Below are 21,053 nucleotides of genomic sequence, written 5' to 3'. Positions count from 1 at the left end.
TCATGCTGCTCAGTCCCTGTACCTGAACCGGCACACTCTTGTTTGTTGTGGTGCCGTCACTAAGTTGGCCGTTGTTGTTATAGCCCACCGACCAGACTGTGCCGTCTGAAGCCAAGAAGTAGGCGGAATTATACCCTGCAGCAACGGTGGTTACCGTCTTGCCGCTCAGGCCCTGTACCTGAACCGGCTGAGTCTTTCTTGTGGTGGTGCCGTCACCAAGTTGGCCGTAGTAGTTATAGCCTACCGACCAGACCGTGCCGTCTGAAGCAAGGAAGTAGGCGGTATATTGTCCCCCAGCTACAGCGGTTATTGTCTTGCTACTTAAACCCTGTACCTGAACTGGGAAACTCCTGCTTGTTGTGGTCCCGTCGCCGAGTTGCCCGTTGGTGTTTAACCCCACTGACCAGACTGTACCATCTATAGCAAGGAAGTAGGCAGAATTGATCCCGGCAGCGATGGCGGTGATCGTTTTGCCACTCAATCCCTGTACCTCAACCGGTAAATTCCTGCTTGTTGTGGTCCCATCACCGAGTTGCCCGTAGTTGTTATAACCCACTGACCAGACTGTACCGTCTGAAGCTAGAAAGTAAGAGGAATTGTCCCCTGCTGCGATGGCGGTGATCGTTTTGCTACTCAGTCCCTGTACCTCAACCGGGGTGTACCTGGTTATTCCGGTACCATCGCCAAGTTGGCCGTAGGTGTTATCACCCCAGGACCATACTGTACCATCACTCTTGAGAGCAATAGTATGACTCGAACCACCTGCGATACTTGGATCAGGATTTACTGAGGCATAAACAGGATTACCTGGATTAGCTAATAATAGTATTAGTGGTATTAATATAACTATCACTAATACTATAAACTTCTTAATGAAATTCTTGATTTTACCCAACGCAAATTACCTCCCACTCATTACAACAACTCATATTTTTATCTTTGCTTAGTTTTTAATGATTTCCCCTAATAAATCAATACCCCCTAATTTTCATTTTTCCGCAGTGTACAATCTTTTTAACTGCATTAACAATTCATCCTACGTGTGATTGTACAGTCGCAAAGTTTGTTGTTATCTATCATTTGTTCCTCAACTCCTTCAAGTGATCATTGGACTTTGCTAAAATTCGAACTTACTAGATAGCGGTAGCTACCAAACTAAATAATACTATGCTCGGAAATTATTACTTAAGGGATAAAAAAACTTAATTAAAGTGATAAAACAATTATTTGCTGATATTTAAAAGATATTTGGACTAAAAAGAATATACCTGTCAATGTATGAAGTAACTCCAACGAAAAGCGTCAAAGTTGTCAAAAAAATAAGAGATTTAGATTTGCTTATTCTATTTCAAACAAAAAAGCAAATCAATGAATTCGACAGAATATTTCCTTTTATCGTATTCCAATTGTAATTTACTCAACTTTCGCAGCTCCAATCAGGTGAAATAAACCCAGATATAGGCGGGTAGGCCATAATCCATTGTTGGAGTAGACTTTTAATTAATCTGGATAATTTCTTTCCAGCTTTCACGGAAACATCATTAAGAATATCCAATAGCTCTTGTAGAGCAACTGCTCAATCTAGTTTGCTAACCTCATCACACAATATCGAGAATAGTCCTTCCAATGTGCATTCATCAGTATTTTGTCGATGCTACTAAGTAAACTCACAAGTAAAAATTAGCGTATTTTTCCGTCTTTAAACCCTTACCAACCTCAGATTGTGCTTCCGCCCCTTCTCCAGATCCATTAACCCTTCTAAACACATGAGCCCGTTTTTGTGAATTTTTTCTCTTTTCATATAGCCCGTAAGCTTGTTCTAGAGTCACCACATTATTTTCCTGATAATCTTCAAGAATAGAGTTCAAGTAGGCAATCAAACTGGAAAGGTCATTTTTGATCACACATCTCTCTAAGCCGGCTATAACTATAGACTCCGGATCTTGACAATTCCGATGCTCCCCGAACTGTTTACACCAGTTTCTAATCTGTTCACGCTCATAATAAGACAGCTCCCGTTTCAGATTTATCTCTGCAAACTCAATAGCTCTAAGACCCATTGCCTTGCCGGTCGCGGGCGACACTTGTTCCTTATGCTCAAATGCGAACCTTTCCGTCTCAGGGAGGCAATCTTCTTGCTCTTGCGCGCTATCCGCATCTTCATCAGCCAAGTAATTCTGTGGAGTAATATGAGGAGTATTCTCTGGAGTAATCTGTGGTATTGTCGTTTCAATTTGAAACAGGGGCGTTTCATCTTGTAACAGGGGTGTCTCATTCTGAAACAGGGGTGTTTCATCCTGTAACAGGAGGGGTGTTTCAATTTGAAACGGGGGTGTTTCACTCCCTTCCCCTTCATATCCCCTAATCATGATGCTTTTAAGTTTAGACAATTCTCTATAGTTCAAAGCAAACCAACGAGTATTATCATAGGTTTTTTTATTGTAATTCCCCTCTATAATCAGGCCTTTATCAAGTAGGCTTTTCGCGGTTCTGCTTACAGTTGCTATACTCCAAAAGGCGAACGCTTTTTCCTGCATTTGTCTGACGCTTTGGTACGTCCATCGGTGGTCATTTAGAAAATGGTCCGATATGGAAATCCAGTATTCTATTTGAAGTAACATAATGGATTCATTTAAGCCAATCTCATCGGCTAAAGCTGGAGATAACCTAAGTGAAAGTTCATTTAACGTAAATATCCTGGTGTTATTAGTTCTGCTCACATTTCCCATCCTCTTCTCCCCCTTCTTCTGTCTTCTGGGAACGATCAAGGGTTTACCCTCATGAAAACAATGAACCGACACAATAGAAATTCATCCATAAAAATAACAAAATACCTTTTTCAATCCCTCTATTTAGAAACTAAAATCAAATCATAAAGAATACCAAAAGTAATCAATAATCCAATCAATGGTAATAAAAAAAACAAACAAAAACCAATCATATCTAACCCCTAAAACAAATTATTAACTCGCTTAAAACCGTCTTTTGCTCAAACTTTTGAATTATAATTTCTTCCATCCGATCCGCAACCATCGGCAATCGTCGATCCTCGCATAACCGCACTGATCCTTTTTATCACAAACCTTGCACTGGCAGGCTTGTCCTTGCATTCTCGGCATTTACAACCCATTTTGTACCTCCCTCAATGCATTGTCGGCGATCATTATTGCAAAATTTACTACATCTGTTGCTTCTTTTATTACTTCAGTAAGTTTTGTGTTGTCATAACGAGCATCATGTAAACTTTTCTCTAGCTCAATTGTTTCTTTCTGGAGATGTCCGATTAACCATTGGCTACATTTATCTCAACCACCCTTATGGTCGTTTTCAAGAAGTGTCTTTTCCATTTCCCCAGAAAACCATTTAACTTGCTCTCGCGGCTCTATCATAATGTTCCCTCCCAATTCCACAAACTCAATGCTCAGAACTGCTTTATCCTCTCCACCTGCCATTTTTCTCCCGCAGTTCGGGCAATACGGCGATGCTGCTGGACCAAAATGCCCGCACTCCCAACCGAAGGCCTCTAATTCTCCCCAAGGGTTCCCCATGCGCTCCCATGTACCCTCTTGGCGGTTTTTTAAGTCGGCGAACTCATCTAGCGTGCCGATGTCCTCATATTGGGCAAGGCAGTCAAACGCCTCCTGGACCGGACAAATATCGCATTGTGGAGTTCCTGTCTCATCACAACAAAACGCTCTGCAATCGTCCTCACCGCAGCTTTCGCAAAAAGCCTTTAGCGTCGCACCGTCAAAAACTTCGCTCTGAGCAGTCAATCGTTTATAATTCACAGCTCAACCTCCCAGTACTTTTCATAGCTATTCCTTTTTAGCTTTAAAACAAACTCATCTGCCGTCTTCGATGCTTCTTGTCCCATTCGCCCCAATCATCGACATGCATACAGATTTCCGGCATGTTTGCCCAAATCAGAGCCGTTGCAAACGGCGGCGGAACACTGTGTCCACATCGAGCTACCTGTGCCGACCTTGGATAGGCATTTCCATAATAATCAACATCGATAATATAATTAGGCGGGAATCCCTGGGCATTAAACAGCTCTCTCGGAGTAAACATTCTTAATCCAATATCCGAAATAAAGTACCAAGTGTCGTTGATTTCAAAAATTAGTACTTCATCATTGTTTATCTGATATCCGCAATACTGATTAAGCATATCTCTGACTTCCGGCCAATGGTGAAGGTCTTGACCAGGCCGTATTTTGGCAAGTTGAACATTGACTAGCCCAAAATGACCGGCAGAAGTGGTAATAGTGTGAAGCGGTTCATTTATGTTTTGACCAGTTCCAGTTTTATAGAACTTCTGGATATAGGCCATTGTGATTCAATCACGATCTTTAGTGGTGATAGTGTGAACCGGGTCACTTACTGCCTGACCGATTCCCTGACTATAATATTTTGACAAAAATATCGCTTGAAGAGCATATCGCGATGATGTATCAATGGTCATCAAGGGCCGATCAATTGTTTGCCCTCTGGCTTCTGCACTATCGTGATGCTGCATAAGCACCGGGGCCACCATGCCGTAACCATGTTTCACCGTAAGTGTCGGCATGGGTTCGTGGATGGATTGTCCACGGAAGTTATCCCCGCCATGGTTGACCTGAATAATATATGGCTCAGGATTTTTGATAAAGAACTTATCCAAGCCACGAGCAGTCCGCTGCATCGTTTTGGGGACCAGCGGACGTTTTGCCCTCAGTCCGTATTTCTTCTTAATCTCAGCTTTGCTATCAAAGATCGATGGAGCCGTCAGCGTGAAGTCAATAATCTCTGAGGCCGTTTTCCACGGCATCAGCTTTCCTTCAGATACTGCAGCACTCTTCGGATCTCCATGAGTTGCTTCCGGCCATTTAATTGGCTTTCCATCACAGCGGGCAGCCAAGAAAAGACGTTCCCGTGATGTCGCAGCGCCATAATCGCAGGCAACCAGTGTACGATACTCAAGATCGTATCCAAGGCCTTTGACTAATTGTTCTCTATCGAAGTATTCACCTAAACTTTCCATGATTTCAGGCCATGCTGGGTGGTCCGGATCAAGTCCGGTCGTCAAGGCAGCAATAAATGCTCTAAACGTTTCGCCTTTGCGTTCTTTGATTGGGTTATCGTTTTCGTCCAAAGGACCCCAGTCTTGAAATTCAGGAACATTTTCCAGCATTATGATTCTCGGTCTAACTGCAATTGCCCATTTAACTCCGACCCAAGCCAAAGCCCTAATTCCTCTTTCAATAGGTTTTCCTCCAAGAGCTACGGAGAAATATGTGCAGTCCGGGCTCAGCCACAAGAAACCGACCTTCCTACCTAAGCAAGCTTTCTTTGGGTCAACAACAAAAACAGATTCACAATAGTGTAAGGTCCCCGGATGGTTTGCTTTATGCATGGCGACGGCAGCTTCGTTATGATTCACCGCAATGTCCATTTCCTTGCCGGTTGCGATCTTGTAACCTTCGCTTACTCCTCCACCTCCCGCGAATAGGTCCACAGATATTTCTTCGTTAGTTTTTAGCATCCCATGCCCTCCGTGCATTATCTGCAATCATCATAACTAACGATGCCCATGGCTGCAGTAGTGAGATAGCTTTCATTTCTTAAATCCTCCACCCGCCTTAAGTATTTTTGCGATGCAATCCGGGCAAATATCCATATACTCGTTTAAATGAATAGAACATTTGTCACATATTGGGTTATCACAAGTTGTATTCCATAAACCGATTTCTTTTGATGTTGTCATAATGTGGCCCGTCACGATATCGCATAGTTTTGTTGCTTGCTTACCACATGAAATACATTTTTCTTTGTTAGAGAAGTCTGGATTGAGTATCTGATTCACATCAACTATCCTCCATCTCACTAATCTCAATCTCTACTCTTGGGTTATCCTTATCCACCCCAACGATCCGACTTCCGTCTAAACTTGTCACATGTTGCTTGTAGTAGCCCCATCAGATCTGGCCAGCTTTGTCTGTTCGGCATCCAATACCTTGCTTGTATTTGCACAGGTCCAGAGAATTTATTCCCAGCATACCGTCTCAATTTCCAAAGGCATTCTTCTTCGTAAGTGATGTAACTTCAACTGTCTTGCTCAAAAAATTAATCACTGTAACTGGAACTGTCCATTTTAGAGCTTTAATATAGGCCATGAACTTAATTTCTCTTTTCATATCGCTTCTCCCTAACATCGAACTCTCTATCCCCTTTTTCGAAGTTAGTTAATTCCTCAAGCACTCCTTCTCTGTCAAAATCGTCATCTAGTCCATCTAGTAGGTCAATGATTTCGCCAATGTCTTCATCATCCGGGAAAGCTTCTCCGATTTGATTCTCAAGAGATTGCTCCTTACTGGTGTAGTGGCCTTCCAAGTTTCCTTCCCACTGTGCCATGGTCAACGTGAAGTCCTTACCACGGAAATTAAGAGTTGATGTTTCTATTCCGTTTTCCCAAACCTTCGTGTATTTAGCCATTTTGATTCCCCTCCACAACCTCAGAATCATTAGCTTCAAAGTACTTCAAGCGTTCCCTTAGTTCGGCATGTCCTACTGCCATGTGATAAATGAGAGATATAGGACAACCACAATCCATGTGTTCTGCAAATTCTTCGACCGATGCATCAATATCGCTATTACACTTTTCCATGCACTCTTTCTTGCAATACTCAACGAGACTTAGATCACCTTCGCCTTCGAAATAGCGAAGATAGACTTCTTTGTCTTTGATAACTGTCATATTGTGTAGCCATTGATAGTTTCCTTGAGGATTATCAGTAACTAATGGCCTTAGTTTTTTGATTGTGAATCCACCTTCTTTATGAGGTAATACCGCAAATGCAAGAAATTTGTAAGGTTGGTTTACGTATTCATCCCTTGTCATGCCAGGCTTAATTCCATATACATAAGATATTTCAAAATTAATCCAGTGCCGCTGACTTTCTTCGCCTCTTAGACTTTGGCAAATTTTTGTTTCGCCATCTCACGTAATTTTCATAGTGAATTAGTCTTTTATGCCTTTGGCTTACGGAATTTTGCATAAACGGGACGCTATGAATAGACCAAAAACCTTCTAAACTAAGCTCCCAATTTACCCCACAGTCGCATTTGGCCCTGACCTCACCTTCTGGAAATCCCATGGTTGAGCCACAGATGCAGGATTGGGTTAAAGATTGCCTAATGATGAACACGGAGTCGTCCTCCTTGGCTTTAATTCAAATCTCCAACTTCTCACGAGTAGTATCAGTGTGATATACTAGGATTAAGTGATTTTTTCTTCGCGGTCCGTTCGCATGCTAGTGCTGGACGGACCTTTTTGTTTGCTTGAGCAATCATGTTTTTCACCCCTCTTAACAATACCTCTCCTTGATATCGTCCCAGTTGTCGGCGACCCCATCCCAGTGCAAGATCGCTGATCACATGCGGCTCCAGTGCATCCAGCTCCCAGCACTCATGCCCGAACTCATCAATGTATTTAGTGGCCCTACTATCAGTAAGTTTGGTCGGATTTGGAGGTGGATCATATTGCTCGATCTGGTTCATATTCAATGCTAGACGGTGGAATTCAATACCATAGGTCTCAAAGGTAATTAGCCGGTCTTGAATATCACGGCTCATATCTCTGCCGCTTGGGTCGTGGTCCCCGAGGTGTAGGAGGACGATCTGCTGACCATTGTCCTGTCTCCGCTTGAGCCTTCTGGCAGCTCCCCACATCTCTGACTGGCTAACATAGCCACGGCAGGAGAAAAAACTAACGTCAAGCTCCCCGCATATCTGTCCGACGATACCAACGAGTGCATCTTTTTCTACCCATACCTCCACGTAATTGCTCTGTCCCTTCCAGTGATCTAGATGGTAAGAATAGGCAGCTGAGTCGATCATGTTACCAGGCGTTGTCCAGTGCGACTTCCCTTTGAGGTTCCTAGTTCTGTCCTCAATTGCATTCCAGTCGATGGCCCCGGCGAGTCGTGCGTCGCTGATTAAGGTGCCAAGATTTTTGTACGATCTCTCGTTGTTGGGGATAATGGCCCGAGCAACCATTTGGTAATATACCTGTCTTAGCGTAAGGCTGTAGCCTTGGGCAGAATAGTCATCTATGACGCTATTGATCCTGTCGATCAGGGCTAATCTATCGGCTCCGAAACTCTTACTTATATACTCAATTTTGGGCATAGTTCACATCCCTCTCCTCTCAGTGCTTGTCCACTTAGTTCTCACATCCACTACACAATCTCGCATGCCCAACCGGCTCGCCGATACACCCCCCGCACAGATCGCAGAGCGTTCCGTCCAAGTGCGCTTCGGCGACCTCTGGCGTGGATAGTTGGCCGGCTGACATTTCGGTAACTCCCTCTCGATCGGACTGTTCGACCGCTGGATATACGAAAATATTCCTCTTAAACCAGAGACCAGGCTCACACGCAAGTTCAAATTCGAACTCAACCCTTGAATCCTTTAGATAATGGACTGTTCTAATGTCTGTAATCTCAGTGATGGTATTAAGAATGGTCTTGACCTTGTCGCCCAGTTCCACGTCACATACGGCGTTAAAAGTAGCAAATTGCATAAGGTTACTCTTCCTTTCACCAACCGAATAATGCAGCCGTTTTCAAATCACTTATGATTTTCTCCAAGGCTTCATCTGGCCCCATGATGACGACATAGCCTATAGCTGTATTCCTCAGCCCTAAAAGTTTGTTTCATTTCCGTTATTCCAACTCCACTCTTTTTAGATCTCCGCAGATTAGCCCCTTAAACCCTTCCCACTCCAACCCCTGTTAAACGATGAATAAGTTCTAGATCGTCATCTTCCAGCCCAACGATATCCCCCTCGTCATCACCTCTGGCAAATAAAACGGTACCTACAATGATCTCTCCCCTGAATGAAAAACTAGCTTCGAGTCCTTTCAGTTTGCCTTCCTCGTTACAGATCAAGAGGATTTCGGGATCATGATTGATGGTTACGATCTCAATACGACCGCCCACTATTGCTTGCTTTGTTCTCAGGAATTCATTGATTTCCTTGAGGATTGCTTTTTTATTGGGTTCTTTGACTAAAACTTTAATCATAGGTTTACTCCCCTCTTTCCTTTTGTTCCCTAGCAAGTTCGATTATTTGAGGTATAAGATGTGATACCTTTTGATCATAATTTTTCACTTTGGTACGCTCACGGTTTCACATCACCTCCAAAATAAAGCATTATTAATTCCTTGGTTCATCACCATAAGCTCATTTGTTTAAAGACTGTTTCCTCACTTATCGGCTTCTGGTTAAGATTTAAAACTTCAGGTTCCAGACCAGACATCTTCCCTGCCACCTCTTTTGCTAACTCTAAAAATCGATGCCAGTTTCGGCCACTGTAAGCACGACCATTCTCATAGTTGATTACGATGGATATGATCTCATCGCCTTTAGCCACGTGGATCGGATACCATTCTGGATTGTATGGAAGAATTTTAAACTCAAAGCTATGCCCAGAGAAATTTACCGTTACGGTTTCTTTCAGTTTAGTTAATACCAGGGTCAAATCCATTAATTGATATGTTGCTGAAAATTGCTCATCATTAATAAAGTAATCATAGTCATCGGCCTGTTTAATAATCCGTTCTACTTCCCTTTGTAAGCTCAACATGTAAAGTCACTTCCATGTTTCAGTCTTTTGATAATATAAAACTCATAGATCCTAGCAGAAAATTATCTGACTAATCCAAATCGTTTATAATGCTTCAAATACGGCATTCATCTCTCATGAATAGCAAGATAATCTTCGTAAAATTCCATACTATGAATACAGCATGAACACTCCCCCAGTTTGCTAGAGGTATATATATTTTTTTAGTCCTATCATTGATCTATGGTAGACCTCTTTTGCTTGCTTGATCTCTGACACATGCCGTTCGGTGCGAAGTCGGATTGCTTCCCGTTCGGACTCTGGCAAGGCTTCCCATTCCAGGTCGCGGATCTGTTTCTTCAGGCGAGATACTATGTCCCGTAACTCGTCGCTGGCTGCGCTTGTTGCGGTTGGGATGTCGACGCTTGCCAGCTTTTTGGTAATTGTCCTATATTCGTCTTCTGTGATATAACCGTAGCCATATGCATCATGAGCTTCTTGAGCTGTTGGATAAAGCTCACTGATCTTGGTCTGCCTTGCAAGGATGGCAGCCTTTTCTGCCTCTGAGTTTTTCTTGAGTGCGTTAAGTGTTCGTGCCATTTTGGAAATCAGCAGTTTTCTCCATTCAATCTCAAATGCGATATCATGATTCATGAGACACATACCATCCTTTCCTAAAAGTTAGACAGTCCTCTTTAAAGTCATTTGCCGAACTACCTTGGCAGACATCCCATCGTTCAGTGTGATATCAAAGTAGTTATACTTTTCGGTAACCAGTGCATTATCAAACAGGTCATGAGCTTCCCCCAAGTCCTTGCATATTGTTGTTTCTTGGTGCTCATTGTCCGTGAATCCGAAAAACACGACTTGTTTCATTGAGCATCCCCTTCCTCTTTACGGAATTCTGAACCAATGACACTTGGGTAAATTTCTTGCCCGTACTTATCCAACGGCCCGAACTTAACATAGACCTTTCCCGAACTGCTTGGTTTGTGGGGTGCTATCCAACTAATTACTGTGCATTTTTCCCCTCTGAATGTTTCTACGACTTGGCCTTTTTTGACTAGCTCACCATTTAGATATAATTTCATTTAATTCTGTCCTCCTTATTTTCGGAGAGACCAGACCGCGCTGGCATCCCACTTTATTACCTACTAGCAAACTTTCAGTTTGGCCATTTCATCAGTCAGGATATGAACACAACCAATAAACTAACTAACCAAACCCAATTGCTTGTAATTCTTCCAATAAGGCATTCCTCTCTCATGGGTCGCCAGATAATCTTTGTAAAACTCCATACTATGGAGTGCAGCAGGGACGCTTCCCCAATTTGCTAAAGGTATATATATTTTTCTGGTTTTGTCACCAATAAAGCTTTCTGGTTGATCCACATAACATTTTTGATATCTCATTACATAAGCATTCATTTTTAACTTTTTAAGATGGTTTAATCGAAATAAGGCCCCCTCAATATCCTCTTCGAGAGTTTTATCTGAACTATCTTTGCAGCCGACAAGAACATAAAACATGGATCTATTTATTCCGTACTTTTTGAGAATTTCTACTTTTTCAGTAATGATCTCAGCCATATTAGGATGATCAAACGCAAAATGGTAAGCTGCATGCGGTATCTTACTCAAAGTTTTCGCTATGTCATCATCTACGAGTCGAATATCAAGTCCTTGGTTCCAATCGACTTCTAAATCTTCTTTGTAGATCTGCTCGCTAATTTTGTAAAAATGTTCTGGTAACTGAAGAATATTGTTATCATAAAGGGTTATGGTTTTTGACTTGCCATCCCAAATATCGTAGATGTCTCCTACCGGATGTGCTTTGCCTTCTTTCTTAGGGACTACACAGAATTTACAGTTATTGTTGCAGCCGCGCTGTGTCCAACCCAAGTTCATATTAAGCTTGATAGTTTCAATGCAGGGGGAAAGCTTCTTTTCCACATCAAAGCCTGTTCCGCCACATTCCCACCTTTCGTCAATGAAGAGATGCTCTTTTGGGGTGTAACTGAAGATACTTGAGCAATACACCTTATCATATTGAGCAGTAAACAATGGTACGTAATCTTCTACGATATCCCCTCGGCCCTGATGATAACGTCTAATTTTTTCAATAGCATTGTTTATATACTGAGGCTCTAAATTTAAAACTGCTATATACAATTTCCTCCATCCCCTTTACATATGATTGATTTAAATATCAAACAGGGTGTTGTACTCTTCCTTCCTGTGCATTGACCGTAGTTATATACACACCTCTTGCACTCCCTACATTCTTAGTTCATTTTCATCACGACCTTAAAATCTGCGATATCACTTAATCTTGGGATACCATCTGAAGAGTCTCGAATCTTGGTTATGGAATGTATAAGTTCTTCTCGTTTTAGCTTCACACTTATTACCGCCTTTCCTTGATTGGCGCATGTTACAGCTCAATAAATTACCACGATAGATAGCCCATAACTTTATCAGATTTAAGGATTGCTCCCTCCGGTGCTCGTGGTATTATAGCGAGAACTAATTCGAATTCCTCAGTTCCTAATCGCATATTCATTTCCGGAATGAAATCAACGAGGTCTTGATCAATTTCAATAATTTTTTCATCATCAAGCCAGAATTCGTCTTTCCAGTTAGAACCATACTTGTACTGATTAGTTTGCGTTTTTACTATCAAGCCATTGCCCGCATAAAGTATGAATTTCGGATAACCATGACACAAACAAAAGTCATGAAAACACATTCTATCAGGCCTAAGAGCCATACGAATCTCCTCCATTACATGCCTACCACTCTGTTTTTAAGTAGCCTACATCATGATTTACTTTCATCAAGATCCAAAATTTGTGATATTGCTTAATCTCTCTAAAGGCCATACTACGGCTAATTGGGTTTCCGCGACCTCCCGGCAGCCCTGCCAGATCATCGGTTTCGGTCCGATCCCAGCAGACCATCATCAGGCGGGTGGATTATGTAAGATAAAGTTTCCGCTTCAGCAGCTTTTTCTTGGAGCATTCTAAGGTAATCCAAAGCGTTTTCGTGACGCAATCACTTCATAACTCCTCCCCTTTTTCTACAATCTCTTTCAGCAGAGCAAGGCATTCATCTCTGCTCTGGTTGGTCTTGTTGTAATTTTCATCAATATAGTTTTGATATGCATCCTCGAAATAATCTTCATCTTCCAGCATGAAAGACATATCTTCCAGATGATAGTCATAATCGTACAAAAGGTGCCTAAAATTTGAGTAATATTCACATGAACCAAAGCTCTTTCGAACCACCTGTCTGCACAATCCCTTTCATCGGAGCCGTTTGATCCCCCCCAACCGGTCAAATCACCAACAAAGGATGACAAGAGTTGCTCAGCACACTGGAAACCGGCTTTATAAGCCAAGAGTTTCAATTCTTCGTAGGCTTTATCTGTGAGACTGATCTTCAAGTCCTCTCTCACTTTTTTGGATTTTAAATCCTCATTCTGTTCCTTTACTCTATTTACATAATAGTCATTCATGGTTTTTCTCCCTTCCGGACTTATTCCCAGCAAAGCCAGCCGAGGATCTCTTTTGTACGTTCCTGTCTGATCAGGAAGCAAGCTTTTAAATCGCCACACAAGACTACCTAACTGTTCGTGCGCCTGGCTGCTTTCATCACATACCTCAGATCAATACTCCCCCCCCTGATAGCTAAAAAATAATAGCCACTGCTGCGGTATTCAACTCTGCCAAGATACCATCCTGGCTCGTCATAATCCTCATGATCTTCTATGTACAACTCACTGGGCTCTCCCGACCAAACTCATTGAACTGATTATTTCCTATTTAGTTAAATTCGTATTATTAGAATATTTGCTGTAAAATTTATCAACAATTATTCGAATCATTTCTTGTTGCTCTTTAGATAATTTACTCAGCCATTTTTCATCCTCATTTTCTTTCCCTGTCAGACACATTGATGAACCACAACCGTACGGAAAAGAATCACATCCATCGCACATAGAATTTTCCTCCCTTTAAGAACTTCGATATTGATTGAAGCTAGTGCCAGATCGCGTATATCAATAAGCCTTAGGCAATTTTTATTATCTAACCCTAGAGCACGTAAGGTCATTCGTCACAAGTGAGACTGTACATGGTCTGCCTTGCAAGGATGGCAGCCTTTTCTGCCCGGAGCTTTAATACCAAGTACTTGCATTTTTAACGTGTAACCACATTCCATCTTTAAAATCGACTCTCAAATAATGACCATTACCCTTGTCCCATTTTGCAGCAACTTTAACAGGAATATGTTTTTCCGGATATGACCAGGACTTGTAGAATCTATCAAGAAATGATTCAAAGAGTAGTTGTTGCTCTTTAGATAATTTCTTGAATCCCTTCACTGATCGGGGATTGGTTAAGCTATCGCCTTTATAACTCACCCATTTTTCAGCCTCATTTGCTTCTCCTGTCAGACACACTGGTGAACCACAACTGCACGGAAAAGAATCACATCCATTGCACATAGAATTTTCCTCCTTTTAGAACTTCGATATTGATTGAAGCTAAGCCTTAGGCGATTTTGTTATCTAACCCCAGAGCACGTAAGGTCATTCGTGACAAGTGAGACCGAACGTCAACATTTGATCCTGAAGGTATTTCAACCGGCACAGTGCAATCAATTTTAGCCAGTCTCCAACTTAACAAAGCTTGGTCTTTGAATTTAACTAGTCTTTTCGCAGTTTTTACTGGTAGAATATCAGGATACTCAAGGAGATCCTTTAACGTAAGACCTTGCTTCAGCAACGGCCACACGGTTTTTTCCCCTATGCCTGAAACACCTGTAATATTGTCCGATGAGTCTCCAACAAGGGCCTTAAAATCCACCCATTGCCCAGGGTCGATACCGAAAATTTCATCATGCTTGAAAAGCGTCAATTGCTGTGACACTTTCCTTGCTCTAAGATAATCAACCATAACATTGCGGTTAATAAGCTGAAATAAATCCCTGTCTCCGGAAACGATTCTGACAAACTCTTTAGATTTCTGCGCTAGTGTACCGATGATATCGTCTGCTTCGTAACCTCTAATTTCTACTTGAGCGATCCCCAGATTTTCCAGTGCTTTTTTAGCCCGTGGAATTTGATCTAACAATTCTGAAGGAGTCGGCTTTCGGTTCGCTTTATAGGCCGGATATAGTTGATGGCGAAAGGTTGGACCGAAAGAGTCCCAACATACAACGATCATTTTAGGTTTATAAGTATAGTAAAACTTGAGTACCCAATGTACGACGCCTGAGACAGCATGTATTGGTCGTCTCTGCGCATCGTACATTAAGTGTCTTCCGTAAAAGGATTTGGCAAGCAAGTTGTTGGCATCAATAAGCAAAATCATTTTCATGCCTCCTTTCTCTAATAATCACTAAAACAAGGTTAGTTGTGAGCGTTCTTGTACCGTTTCCGTTTGGTTGGGCCTTGGTTTACTTAGATTCTTGCTGCGATGCCTACGGACAGTCGGGGGAATGTCAAATCCAGACAGGACCATTTGGGAAGAATTTTGGAGTTTGGCAATCATCTTCGTGCGAGCTCTTATCAAATATGTTGATACGTTTCGCGCGCTACAGCTCATGTAGTACGCTGCTTCGGTCGGTCCTAAACCGTGGAGCCAAACCATAGAAACTGCCTCGTGCTCCATAATCGTTAGCCCATCCAGAAGCTCCTGTACCATGGCTGACTCTTGCCATTCTTTATTGTTGTCAAACGGATCGATAAACTCTGTTCTTGCTGCTATATTCATAAGATCTGGATCGCTTAGTAAAATCTCGTCATCGCTTTTCATTTTGTAGGCCATACGTTTCTTCGGCTCTGGCGTATATTCCGGATGATGGTTGCGAATGGTATATAGGTCTATAAGCCATTCTTTAATAAACTGTGCCCTTTTCGGGTCGTACGCCTCCTTTTTTAGTTCTGTTTGACAATCGCGCAAATTGGCAATCGCCATTTCCAATTCGTCTAGCTCAGATGCTTGTCCAGGTAGAATTACGTGCTGTTCCAACCACTTCCCCTCCTTTCTGTTTTAACCGATGAAGAATCGCCCTAGCTGTCTTCTCAGTGATGTCCGAATGTCTTATTGTAAAAAAGTGTATAGAAAACATAGCCATAGCATGGTAGTATATGGCATATGATTTACTCTTTTATAACCTAAGGAGAGTTTAAATGAAGCTTGTAGGAAGAAATGCTCCTTGCATCTGTGGTAACGAAAAAAAGTATAATAAATGCTGCGGTGCCAATATATCAGTGGATATAACTGATGACAGTACTGGTAAAGGTTTTTTAAGCCAAGACAATAAAAGTCTTAGAACTCCTTGCAGTCATTCATGGAATAGGTCAAACTTTAGAAATCCCTGGCTTGACTGATCTTACGGTACAACTGTATGACTTCCTCATTGTCCTGGTTAAAAGCCTCATTATTTAGAATGGGGATTGAATAGGCCTGTTCCATCTCAGTTATTAGCCTAGGAAGTTGCTCTTGACAGGCCTTCTCGAACCTTGCTGCGATTTCTTCTAGTTTTATGTAATAGCTGTTCGGATTTTTTTCAACGCATCGACTGTGGAAGCTTCGCCCCGTTTCCCTAAATTTAAACCCTCCACCATCCCTTATTGGTTCAAAGCAACAAGTGCATATACCCTCATAACCCTCAATGATCACCAATAATCCTACTCCTTTCGTCTTTCATCTAAATAAAACTGTGCAAATTCCCTTGCTTTACCCTTCTATCAAACTCTGCAAGCCCAGATTCGGTTTTCTGTTCCGCACAATCTTGAGAAAGAAGGGTCAGTTTTCCGTTTACCTCGACCTTTGGAGTAAACTCTCCGAATCCCAAGATAATTGGTATTCAGATAGTCTCTTTGATGTGACCCAATTCTTGTCCCAAACACTAAATTAGACATTTAGATTTCTCCATTCAAAATTAACTAAATGGATATCCCATGCATAGAAATGCTTAATCTTACCGACACCTTGGATCTAAAAATTTCAATGTAATGCTTGTCCTACACTAATCAATCTATTGCCCCTTATGCTTTCCTTCTCGTCCATTTATTCAATTAAATATTTAAGGAGAAACACGACATCATAAAAGTTAAATAGCAGACACTTTAATACGGTTGATTTCAGCCTGACTAATCTTTTCTGCTCGATTGCGTATTTCTGCTTTAATTGTGTTAAAAAGTTGTAATTTTCGATCTGCCTCACAGGGTAGTTTTTGAATGCCATCTATGATGGCCACTGCATGGAGTTCTGCAACCTTCATTTTAAGTTGTTGTATACCCTCTTCCGTATCGGGCATAAAAACTCTGATTTTCATTCTTACTTACCACCCCTAAGACTTTATCCTTGGTTAAGTATATGAGGCTGTATCGGGGGGACTACCCTATTGATTTAATAAAATTAGCACTTATTCTGGACTTTCCAATCACTTTTTTCTCGCGCCATTTATTCTGTCACGCCAGGATATACGATTGATCTCAGACTCGTTTTTTTCGTGGTACAGAATCGCTACACTGTACGGCTTTTCATAGCCGTCGGTTTCATAGTCTAATTGTTTTAGTTCAACGTCTTCTTGAGACAAAAAGCTATTTACGTGCTTTTCCAAAATCTCGACCGATTCAGCAGACAAAATCTTTATCCGAGTGTTTGACACAGCCAAACCTACCTTTCCAAAATTTAATTTTTGTCTTGATATTGCTTCATTCTGAAGCTATCACACTCAAAAAAAATATCCTCTACCAAAACTCCGAATAGTTTAGCTATTTTTTTGGCCTGAAAATAGGTAGGGTTTCTTGCTCCAGTCTCGATATGTCCATAAGAACTTCTCGATATGCCTAGTTCGGCGGCTACAGTCTCTTGAGTTAGCTTAGCTTTATCTCTGAGATTAATTAGTTCTCGTCGCATCTACACCACCCTTTGCTTCAAAATGTATCATTTAAATCTATTGTAATGCTACGATATGAAGCTGTCAATAGATTTAAGGATATTACTCTACATTTTGAAGCATAATATTGTAATGCTACTTTTTGTAGAGTAATATTTACCTTAAGGAAGGTGCTTATTATGGGATTCTCTCAAAGGCTAATCGCCTTACGTCAAAAAAAAGGTTTAACTCAGGAGCAATTAGCACAGATGGTTAATATGTCGCGATCTGCACTTTCGCTTTACGAATTAAGCAAGCGCGAGCCTGACTTTACTACGCTGGGTACACTAGCGGATTTCTTTGAAGTGAGTACAGACTATCTTTTGGATAGAACAAATGAATCTGGATTACCACAAAAAATATCTCAAAATCCTGAAAACGATGAAGAAATCGAATTAGATTTTAGAATTGCCGCCAATAACGAGGATGGATATGGACAAGAGCCTTCTCCTGAACTAAAGCGATTTGTTCAAGAAATCATCAAAGAAGAATTAGATAGAGTTAGAAAAAAATGAAACTACCACCCAGACGGGTATGGTAGTTTCATTTTTTAACATTCGACATAAATAGATGTATTATGACAGAAGGTGGCATTATGAAGCGACTTTGGGATATAGTGTATAGGGAAAACATTGAAGTACGGTATAAGAATTTTTCCCATTTACCAGAGAATATTCACGGACTGTACATATACGATAATCGTCTTGGCCCAATTATTATCCTCGATAAAAGCCTCCCACACTCGCATCGGCTACACAAGTGTGTATTAGCAGAAGAGATTGGACACTTTTACACAGCAGCGCGCACAAATCTTCTCACAGTCCACACATCAGCAAATTTACAGACTATGGAGGCCCAAGATGAGAGAAAAGCTGCTCAATGGGCCACAGATTTCCTAATTCCCGATTGTGAGTTTGTGAAGGCACTAGAATCAGGTTGTCGCAGTTGCTTTGAATTGGCTGAATACTTTGACGTTACTGAATGGTTTATGTACCGTAAGCTTGGGCTGTTGAAAATGTGTTTTCGCCGGACAGGATTGAAAGTAAAAGGACGGGATTTATTTGATATTGCCATACAGCCATGTTATTTGAATTCATAACACATCCACTCTATTCAAAAAAGTAAATATCTAGTAAAATAAGGTTGAGGGGGCTGATTAACATAACTAACGAAGAGAAAATTATTACCATTCTGGGGCAGCTGCAAGAAGGACAAAAAAAGACTGATGAGAGACTTGATCAGTTGCAAGAGGGACAAAAGAAAACTGATGAGATACTCTATCAACTGCAAAGCTGGCAAAAGAAAACTGATGAGAAACTTGGCAGAATGGAAGTCAACATAAATAGCCTGCAGAAGGATACCAAAGAAATCAAACGCAATTTGAATTATGTATGGGATGATATTAAGCGAATAGATGACAGGCTACAGGCCCAAGAAGAAAAAGTTGAAAGATTAGCACAGTAGGATTATCTCATGATACAGTTCACCACTTGACTTGCTCAATCTTTTTAAAGGATATATAATGCATAAGAAACATAGGATGCTGGTTACATCCTAGCTGAACAACTACCGCAGAATGGGCGGCAATAGGATCAACCGAAAAAGTAGCCTCCGTGGTATAGGATGGGCTACTTTTTAATTATATCTTTGCTTAACGACTAACATTGCAATATTATGAAATAAGTGGCTTAAGCTATATTTATTAATTTTTCTTTAGGAGGCACCGAAATGATTTCTGAAGACCGATCTTTAATTACCGCAGATGAAATATGCTTTTATTCGCGGAAAAGTAAATTTACTGGTAAAGGCGAATCTATCGGTAATCAGATCGAAATGGGGCGGGATTATGCTGCCAGAAATTTTGGTGGTGCCACACTTTTGGATGAGAATACTTATGAAGATGAAGGGTATTCCGGCGGAACCACTGATAGACCTAAATTCAAACTCCTCATGGAAAAGATTAAACAGAGAAGATATAAAATTTTAATCGTTTATAGATTAGACAGAATAAGCCGAAACATCATTGATTTTGCAGATATAATTGAAACGCTGAACAAATACAACGTGGCTTTTATTTCAATCCGCGAATCCTTCGATACGACCACACCAATGGGCCGAGCTATGATGTATATAGCGTCTGTCTTTGCACAGTTAGAGAGAGAAACTGCAGCAGAACGTATTAGGGATAATATGATCGAACTAGCCAAGACTGGTAGATGGTTAGGCGGCATAACTCCGCAGGGATTCGACTCTGAGCCAATCACTAGAATAGATCCCAATGGGAAGGAACGACACCAATTCAAATTGGTCCCCAATCCTCAAGAGTTAGAGATGATGAATCTGGTTTTCGATAAGTTCCTGGAACTAAATTCTCTTACCCAATTAGAATCGTTCTGTGTTCAAAATAATAAAAGAACCCGACGAAACATGGATTTTTCTCGCTTTGCACTGCGTTCTATTTTGACAAATCCAGTTTATGCTACTGCTGACAAAGAAATGTACACTTACCTTGTTAACAACGGGTTTGATATATACGCTGACGAAAAGGATTTTGATGGCAAGCATGGGCTTATGGTTTATAATAAAACTTCCCAAGAAAAGGGTCAAACAAATAAGATAAGGGATAACTCTGAGTGGATAGTAGCTATCGGAGCACATCCTGGAATTATTTCGGGCAATGAGTGGGTAAAGGTGCAGAATTTAATACAACAAAATAGATCTAAATCATATCGAAAGGTAAAAAACTCTGAATCTCTACTTTCGGGGCTCTTACGCTGCGCGAAATGCGGAAGTTATATGCGCCCTCGTATTAGCAGAATCAACAAAGAGGGGGTAAATGTATATTATTATATGTGCGAACTCAAAGAAAAAAGTAAAAAGACCAGGTGTGATATCAAAAACGTCCACGGAAACGATCTAGATAAACTGGTGATAGAAGAAATAAAAAACCTTTCATCTTCAGACTCAGAATTATATAACAAGATAGGAAAAGAGAAACTTAATATCGAAATCATTAAAAACAGTATTACTAATGAGATTGAAATGCTTGAAAAGAATATAAATGATAATGAAGAAGCCATTTCGAATCTTGTTAACACTCTTACTCAAGCTCAAAACACAGGAGCTAGCAAATACATCATTGCTCAAATTGATGTATTTGACAAGCAGACCAAATCCTTTAAAATTAGATTGGCTCAACTAAGAGAGCGATCTGAAAATCAAAATCTCAAAGACGAAGGCTTCGATGTTATGAAGGATATGCTTTCAACATTTTCACAAATTATTGAGACACTGGATGTTATAGGAAAGCGAAACATGCTTAGAAGTCTCATTGAAAAGATCAGCTGGGATGGAGAGTTTGTCGATGTAATCATGTTTGGGGTAAATAATAAAAAAAAAGAAACGGAGTCATAAAAATGTTTCCGTTTCGTGAGGGTTGCATTTTCAATACAACGGGCCGCATAGGTGGCAAGCTTAGTCCCTTTGTTCGGATC

Annotated in this window: 33 protein-coding genes and 1 pseudogene; 5 read left to right on the top strand and 29 right to left on the bottom strand. The window is 41.0% G+C overall.

All coding sequences use genetic code 11. The features are described from left to right. The 25 genes and pseudogenes from LJE72_RS24650 to LJE72_RS24535 all read right to left on the bottom strand — a co-directional run. Positions 1-895, bottom strand: an 895-nt coding sequence (locus LJE72_RS24650) for an RCC1 domain-containing protein (RefSeq protein ID WP_396391885.1), incomplete at its 3' end; no start/stop codon positions are given. Positions 896-1,667: 772 nt separating this feature from the next. Further along, positions 1,668-2,729: a DnaD domain-containing protein gene (locus tag LJE72_RS24645; RefSeq protein WP_229250696.1), complete on the bottom strand. Its 1,062-nt coding sequence runs from the start codon at positions 2,727-2,729 to the stop codon at positions 1,668-1,670. A 260-nt stretch (positions 2,730-2,989) separates the two neighbouring features. Beyond that, positions 2,990-3,130 carry a hypothetical protein gene (locus LJE72_RS24640; protein ID WP_229250694.1) on the bottom strand — a complete coding sequence of 47 codons (141 nt, stop codon included), beginning with the start codon at positions 3,128-3,130 and terminating at the stop codon, positions 2,990-2,992. A 175-nt stretch (positions 3,131-3,305) separates the two neighbouring features. After that, a complete protein-coding gene (locus tag LJE72_RS24635; RefSeq protein ID WP_229250692.1) occupies positions 3,306-3,788 on the bottom strand; it encodes a hypothetical protein in 483 nt (160 codons plus the stop codon). 43 nt (positions 3,789-3,831) lie between these two features. Further along, entirely contained in the window at positions 3,832-4,332 is a 501-nt protein-coding gene (locus LJE72_RS24630; protein ID WP_229250690.1) for a DNA cytosine methyltransferase, read from the bottom strand. Between the two features lie 6 nt (positions 4,333-4,338). Further along, positions 4,339-5,523 carry a DNA cytosine methyltransferase gene (locus tag LJE72_RS24625; RefSeq protein ID WP_229250688.1) on the bottom strand — a complete coding sequence of 395 codons (1,185 nt, stop codon included), beginning with the start codon at positions 5,521-5,523 and terminating at the stop codon, positions 4,339-4,341. 72 nt (positions 5,524-5,595) lie between these two features. Next, on the bottom strand, positions 5,596-5,844 hold the full coding sequence (locus LJE72_RS24620) for a hypothetical protein (RefSeq protein WP_229250687.1): 249 nt from the start codon (positions 5,842-5,844) through the stop codon (positions 5,596-5,598). Between the two features lie 314 nt (positions 5,845-6,158). Beyond that, positions 6,159-6,473 (bottom strand): hypothetical protein, encoded by a 315-nt coding sequence (locus LJE72_RS24615; RefSeq protein WP_229250685.1) that lies wholly within the window; start codon positions 6,471-6,473, stop codon positions 6,159-6,161. Beyond that, on the bottom strand, positions 6,466-6,879 hold the full coding sequence (locus tag LJE72_RS24610; protein ID WP_229250683.1) for a hypothetical protein: 414 nt from the start codon (positions 6,877-6,879) through the stop codon (positions 6,466-6,468). The genes LJE72_RS24615 and LJE72_RS24610 overlap by 8 nt, the downstream gene beginning before the upstream one ends. Positions 6,880-7,238: 359 nt before the next feature. After that, a complete protein-coding gene (locus tag LJE72_RS24605; protein ID WP_229250681.1) occupies positions 7,239-8,168 on the bottom strand; it encodes a hypothetical protein in 930 nt (309 codons plus the stop codon). Positions 8,169-8,202: 34 nt separating this feature from the next. Beyond that, a complete protein-coding gene (locus LJE72_RS24600; RefSeq protein ID WP_229250679.1) occupies positions 8,203-8,562 on the bottom strand; it encodes a hypothetical protein in 360 nt (119 codons plus the stop codon). Positions 8,563-8,747: 185 nt separating this feature from the next. After that, the gene (locus tag LJE72_RS24595; RefSeq protein ID WP_229250677.1) at positions 8,748-9,065 is read right to left on the bottom strand and encodes a DUF3846 domain-containing protein; all 318 of its coding nucleotides are present in this window, start codon (positions 9,063-9,065) and stop codon (positions 8,748-8,750) included. A gap of 149 nt (positions 9,066-9,214) precedes the next feature. Then, the gene (locus tag LJE72_RS24590) at positions 9,215-9,628 is read right to left on the bottom strand and encodes a hypothetical protein (protein ID WP_229250676.1); all 414 of its coding nucleotides are present in this window, start codon (positions 9,626-9,628) and stop codon (positions 9,215-9,217) included. Positions 9,629-9,811: 183 nt separating this feature from the next. Continuing rightward, positions 9,812-10,270 carry a hypothetical protein gene (locus LJE72_RS24585; RefSeq protein WP_229250675.1) on the bottom strand — a complete coding sequence of 153 codons (459 nt, stop codon included), beginning with the start codon at positions 10,268-10,270 and terminating at the stop codon, positions 9,812-9,814. Between the two features lie 18 nt (positions 10,271-10,288). Further along, a complete protein-coding gene (locus LJE72_RS24580; protein WP_229250673.1) occupies positions 10,289-10,483 on the bottom strand; it encodes a hypothetical protein in 195 nt (64 codons plus the stop codon). After that, positions 10,480-10,698, bottom strand: a complete 219-nt coding sequence (locus tag LJE72_RS24575; protein WP_229250671.1) for a hypothetical protein — start codon at positions 10,696-10,698, stop codon at positions 10,480-10,482. The genes LJE72_RS24580 and LJE72_RS24575 overlap by 4 nt, the downstream gene beginning before the upstream one ends. A gap of 120 nt (positions 10,699-10,818) precedes the next feature. Next, complete coding sequence (locus LJE72_RS24570; RefSeq protein WP_229250669.1) at positions 10,819-11,778, bottom strand: radical SAM protein; 960 nt, start codon at positions 11,776-11,778, stop codon at positions 10,819-10,821. Positions 11,779-12,055: 277 nt separating this feature from the next. Further along, a complete protein-coding gene (locus tag LJE72_RS24565; protein ID WP_229250667.1) occupies positions 12,056-12,376 on the bottom strand; it encodes a hypothetical protein in 321 nt (106 codons plus the stop codon). A gap of 158 nt (positions 12,377-12,534) precedes the next feature. Next, positions 12,535-12,660 carry a hypothetical protein gene (locus tag LJE72_RS26440; protein ID WP_282437962.1) on the bottom strand — a complete coding sequence of 42 codons (126 nt, stop codon included), beginning with the start codon at positions 12,658-12,660 and terminating at the stop codon, positions 12,535-12,537. A 37-nt stretch (positions 12,661-12,697) separates the two neighbouring features. Beyond that, on the bottom strand, positions 12,698-13,222 hold the full coding sequence (locus LJE72_RS24560) for a hypothetical protein (protein ID WP_229250665.1): 525 nt from the start codon (positions 13,220-13,222) through the stop codon (positions 12,698-12,700). Between the two features lie 8 nt (positions 13,223-13,230). Next, positions 13,231-13,389, bottom strand: a pseudogene (locus tag LJE72_RS24555) (hypothetical protein); the annotation flags it as partial. A 37-nt stretch (positions 13,390-13,426) separates the two neighbouring features. After that, on the bottom strand, positions 13,427-13,606 hold the full coding sequence (locus LJE72_RS24550; protein ID WP_229250662.1) for a hypothetical protein: 180 nt from the start codon (positions 13,604-13,606) through the stop codon (positions 13,427-13,429). 177 nt (positions 13,607-13,783) lie between these two features. After that, on the bottom strand, positions 13,784-14,113 hold the full coding sequence (locus LJE72_RS24545) for a hypothetical protein (RefSeq protein WP_229250660.1): 330 nt from the start codon (positions 14,111-14,113) through the stop codon (positions 13,784-13,786). Positions 14,114-14,159: 46 nt separating this feature from the next. Then, positions 14,160-14,981, bottom strand: coding sequence for a 5'-3' exonuclease (locus tag LJE72_RS24540; RefSeq protein WP_229250658.1), 822 nt, complete (start codon positions 14,979-14,981; stop codon positions 14,160-14,162). Positions 14,982-15,008: 27 nt separating this feature from the next. Then, positions 15,009-15,641 carry an RNA polymerase sigma factor gene (locus LJE72_RS24535; protein WP_229250656.1) on the bottom strand — a complete coding sequence of 211 codons (633 nt, stop codon included), beginning with the start codon at positions 15,639-15,641 and terminating at the stop codon, positions 15,009-15,011. Between the two features lie 161 nt (positions 15,642-15,802). On the opposite strand from LJE72_RS24535, the gene LJE72_RS26890 reads away from it, so the two are divergent. Further along, positions 15,803-16,003, top strand: coding sequence for an SEC-C metal-binding domain-containing protein (locus tag LJE72_RS26890; protein ID WP_396391877.1), 201 nt, complete (start codon positions 15,803-15,805; stop codon positions 16,001-16,003). Here LJE72_RS26890 and LJE72_RS24530 read toward each other — a convergent pair. The 4 genes from LJE72_RS24530 to LJE72_RS24515 all read right to left on the bottom strand — a co-directional run bounded on the left by LJE72_RS24530 (position 15,981) and on the right by LJE72_RS24515 (position 17,540). Then, complete coding sequence (locus LJE72_RS24530; protein WP_229250655.1) at positions 15,981-16,298, bottom strand: hypothetical protein; 318 nt, start codon at positions 16,296-16,298, stop codon at positions 15,981-15,983. The two genes, LJE72_RS26890 and LJE72_RS24530, sit on opposite strands and share 23 nt — an antisense overlap. 430 nt (positions 16,299-16,728) lie before the next feature. Continuing rightward, a complete protein-coding gene (locus LJE72_RS24525) occupies positions 16,729-16,953 on the bottom strand; it encodes a hypothetical protein (protein ID WP_229250654.1) in 225 nt (74 codons plus the stop codon). 108 nt (positions 16,954-17,061) lie between these two features. Then, positions 17,062-17,289 carry a hypothetical protein gene (locus tag LJE72_RS24520; protein ID WP_229250653.1) on the bottom strand — a complete coding sequence of 76 codons (228 nt, stop codon included), beginning with the start codon at positions 17,287-17,289 and terminating at the stop codon, positions 17,062-17,064. 23 nt (positions 17,290-17,312) lie between these two features. Then, entirely contained in the window at positions 17,313-17,540 is a 228-nt protein-coding gene (locus tag LJE72_RS24515) for a helix-turn-helix transcriptional regulator (protein ID WP_229250651.1), read from the bottom strand. Between the two features lie 159 nt (positions 17,541-17,699). Here LJE72_RS24515 and LJE72_RS24510 point away from each other — a divergent pair, with 159 nt between their 5' ends. The 4 genes from LJE72_RS24510 (at position 17,700) to LJE72_RS24495 (ending at position 20,973) form a co-directional block, all read left to right on the top strand. Beyond that, positions 17,700-18,074: a helix-turn-helix domain-containing protein gene (locus LJE72_RS24510; protein ID WP_229250649.1), complete on the top strand. Its 375-nt coding sequence runs from the start codon at positions 17,700-17,702 to the stop codon at positions 18,072-18,074. Between the two features lie 80 nt (positions 18,075-18,154). Further along, a complete protein-coding gene (locus LJE72_RS24505; RefSeq protein ID WP_229250647.1) occupies positions 18,155-18,658 on the top strand; it encodes an ImmA/IrrE family metallo-endopeptidase in 504 nt (167 codons plus the stop codon). A gap of 44 nt (positions 18,659-18,702) precedes the next feature. After that, positions 18,703-19,023: an ATP-binding protein gene (locus LJE72_RS24500; protein WP_229250646.1), complete on the top strand. Its 321-nt coding sequence runs from the start codon at positions 18,703-18,705 to the stop codon at positions 19,021-19,023. A 264-nt stretch (positions 19,024-19,287) separates the two neighbouring features. Further along, a complete protein-coding gene (locus LJE72_RS24495) occupies positions 19,288-20,973 on the top strand; it encodes a recombinase family protein (protein ID WP_229250644.1) in 1,686 nt (561 codons plus the stop codon). Positions 20,974-21,053: the final 80 nt, after the last annotated feature.

It is taken from the genome of Desulfosporosinus shakirovi, from assembly GCF_020595055.1.
Classification (GTDB): Bacteria; Bacillota; Desulfitobacteriia; order Desulfitobacteriales; family Desulfitobacteriaceae; genus Desulfosporosinus; species Desulfosporosinus shakirovi.
This window is presented reverse-complemented; position numbering and strand designations above follow the sequence as displayed.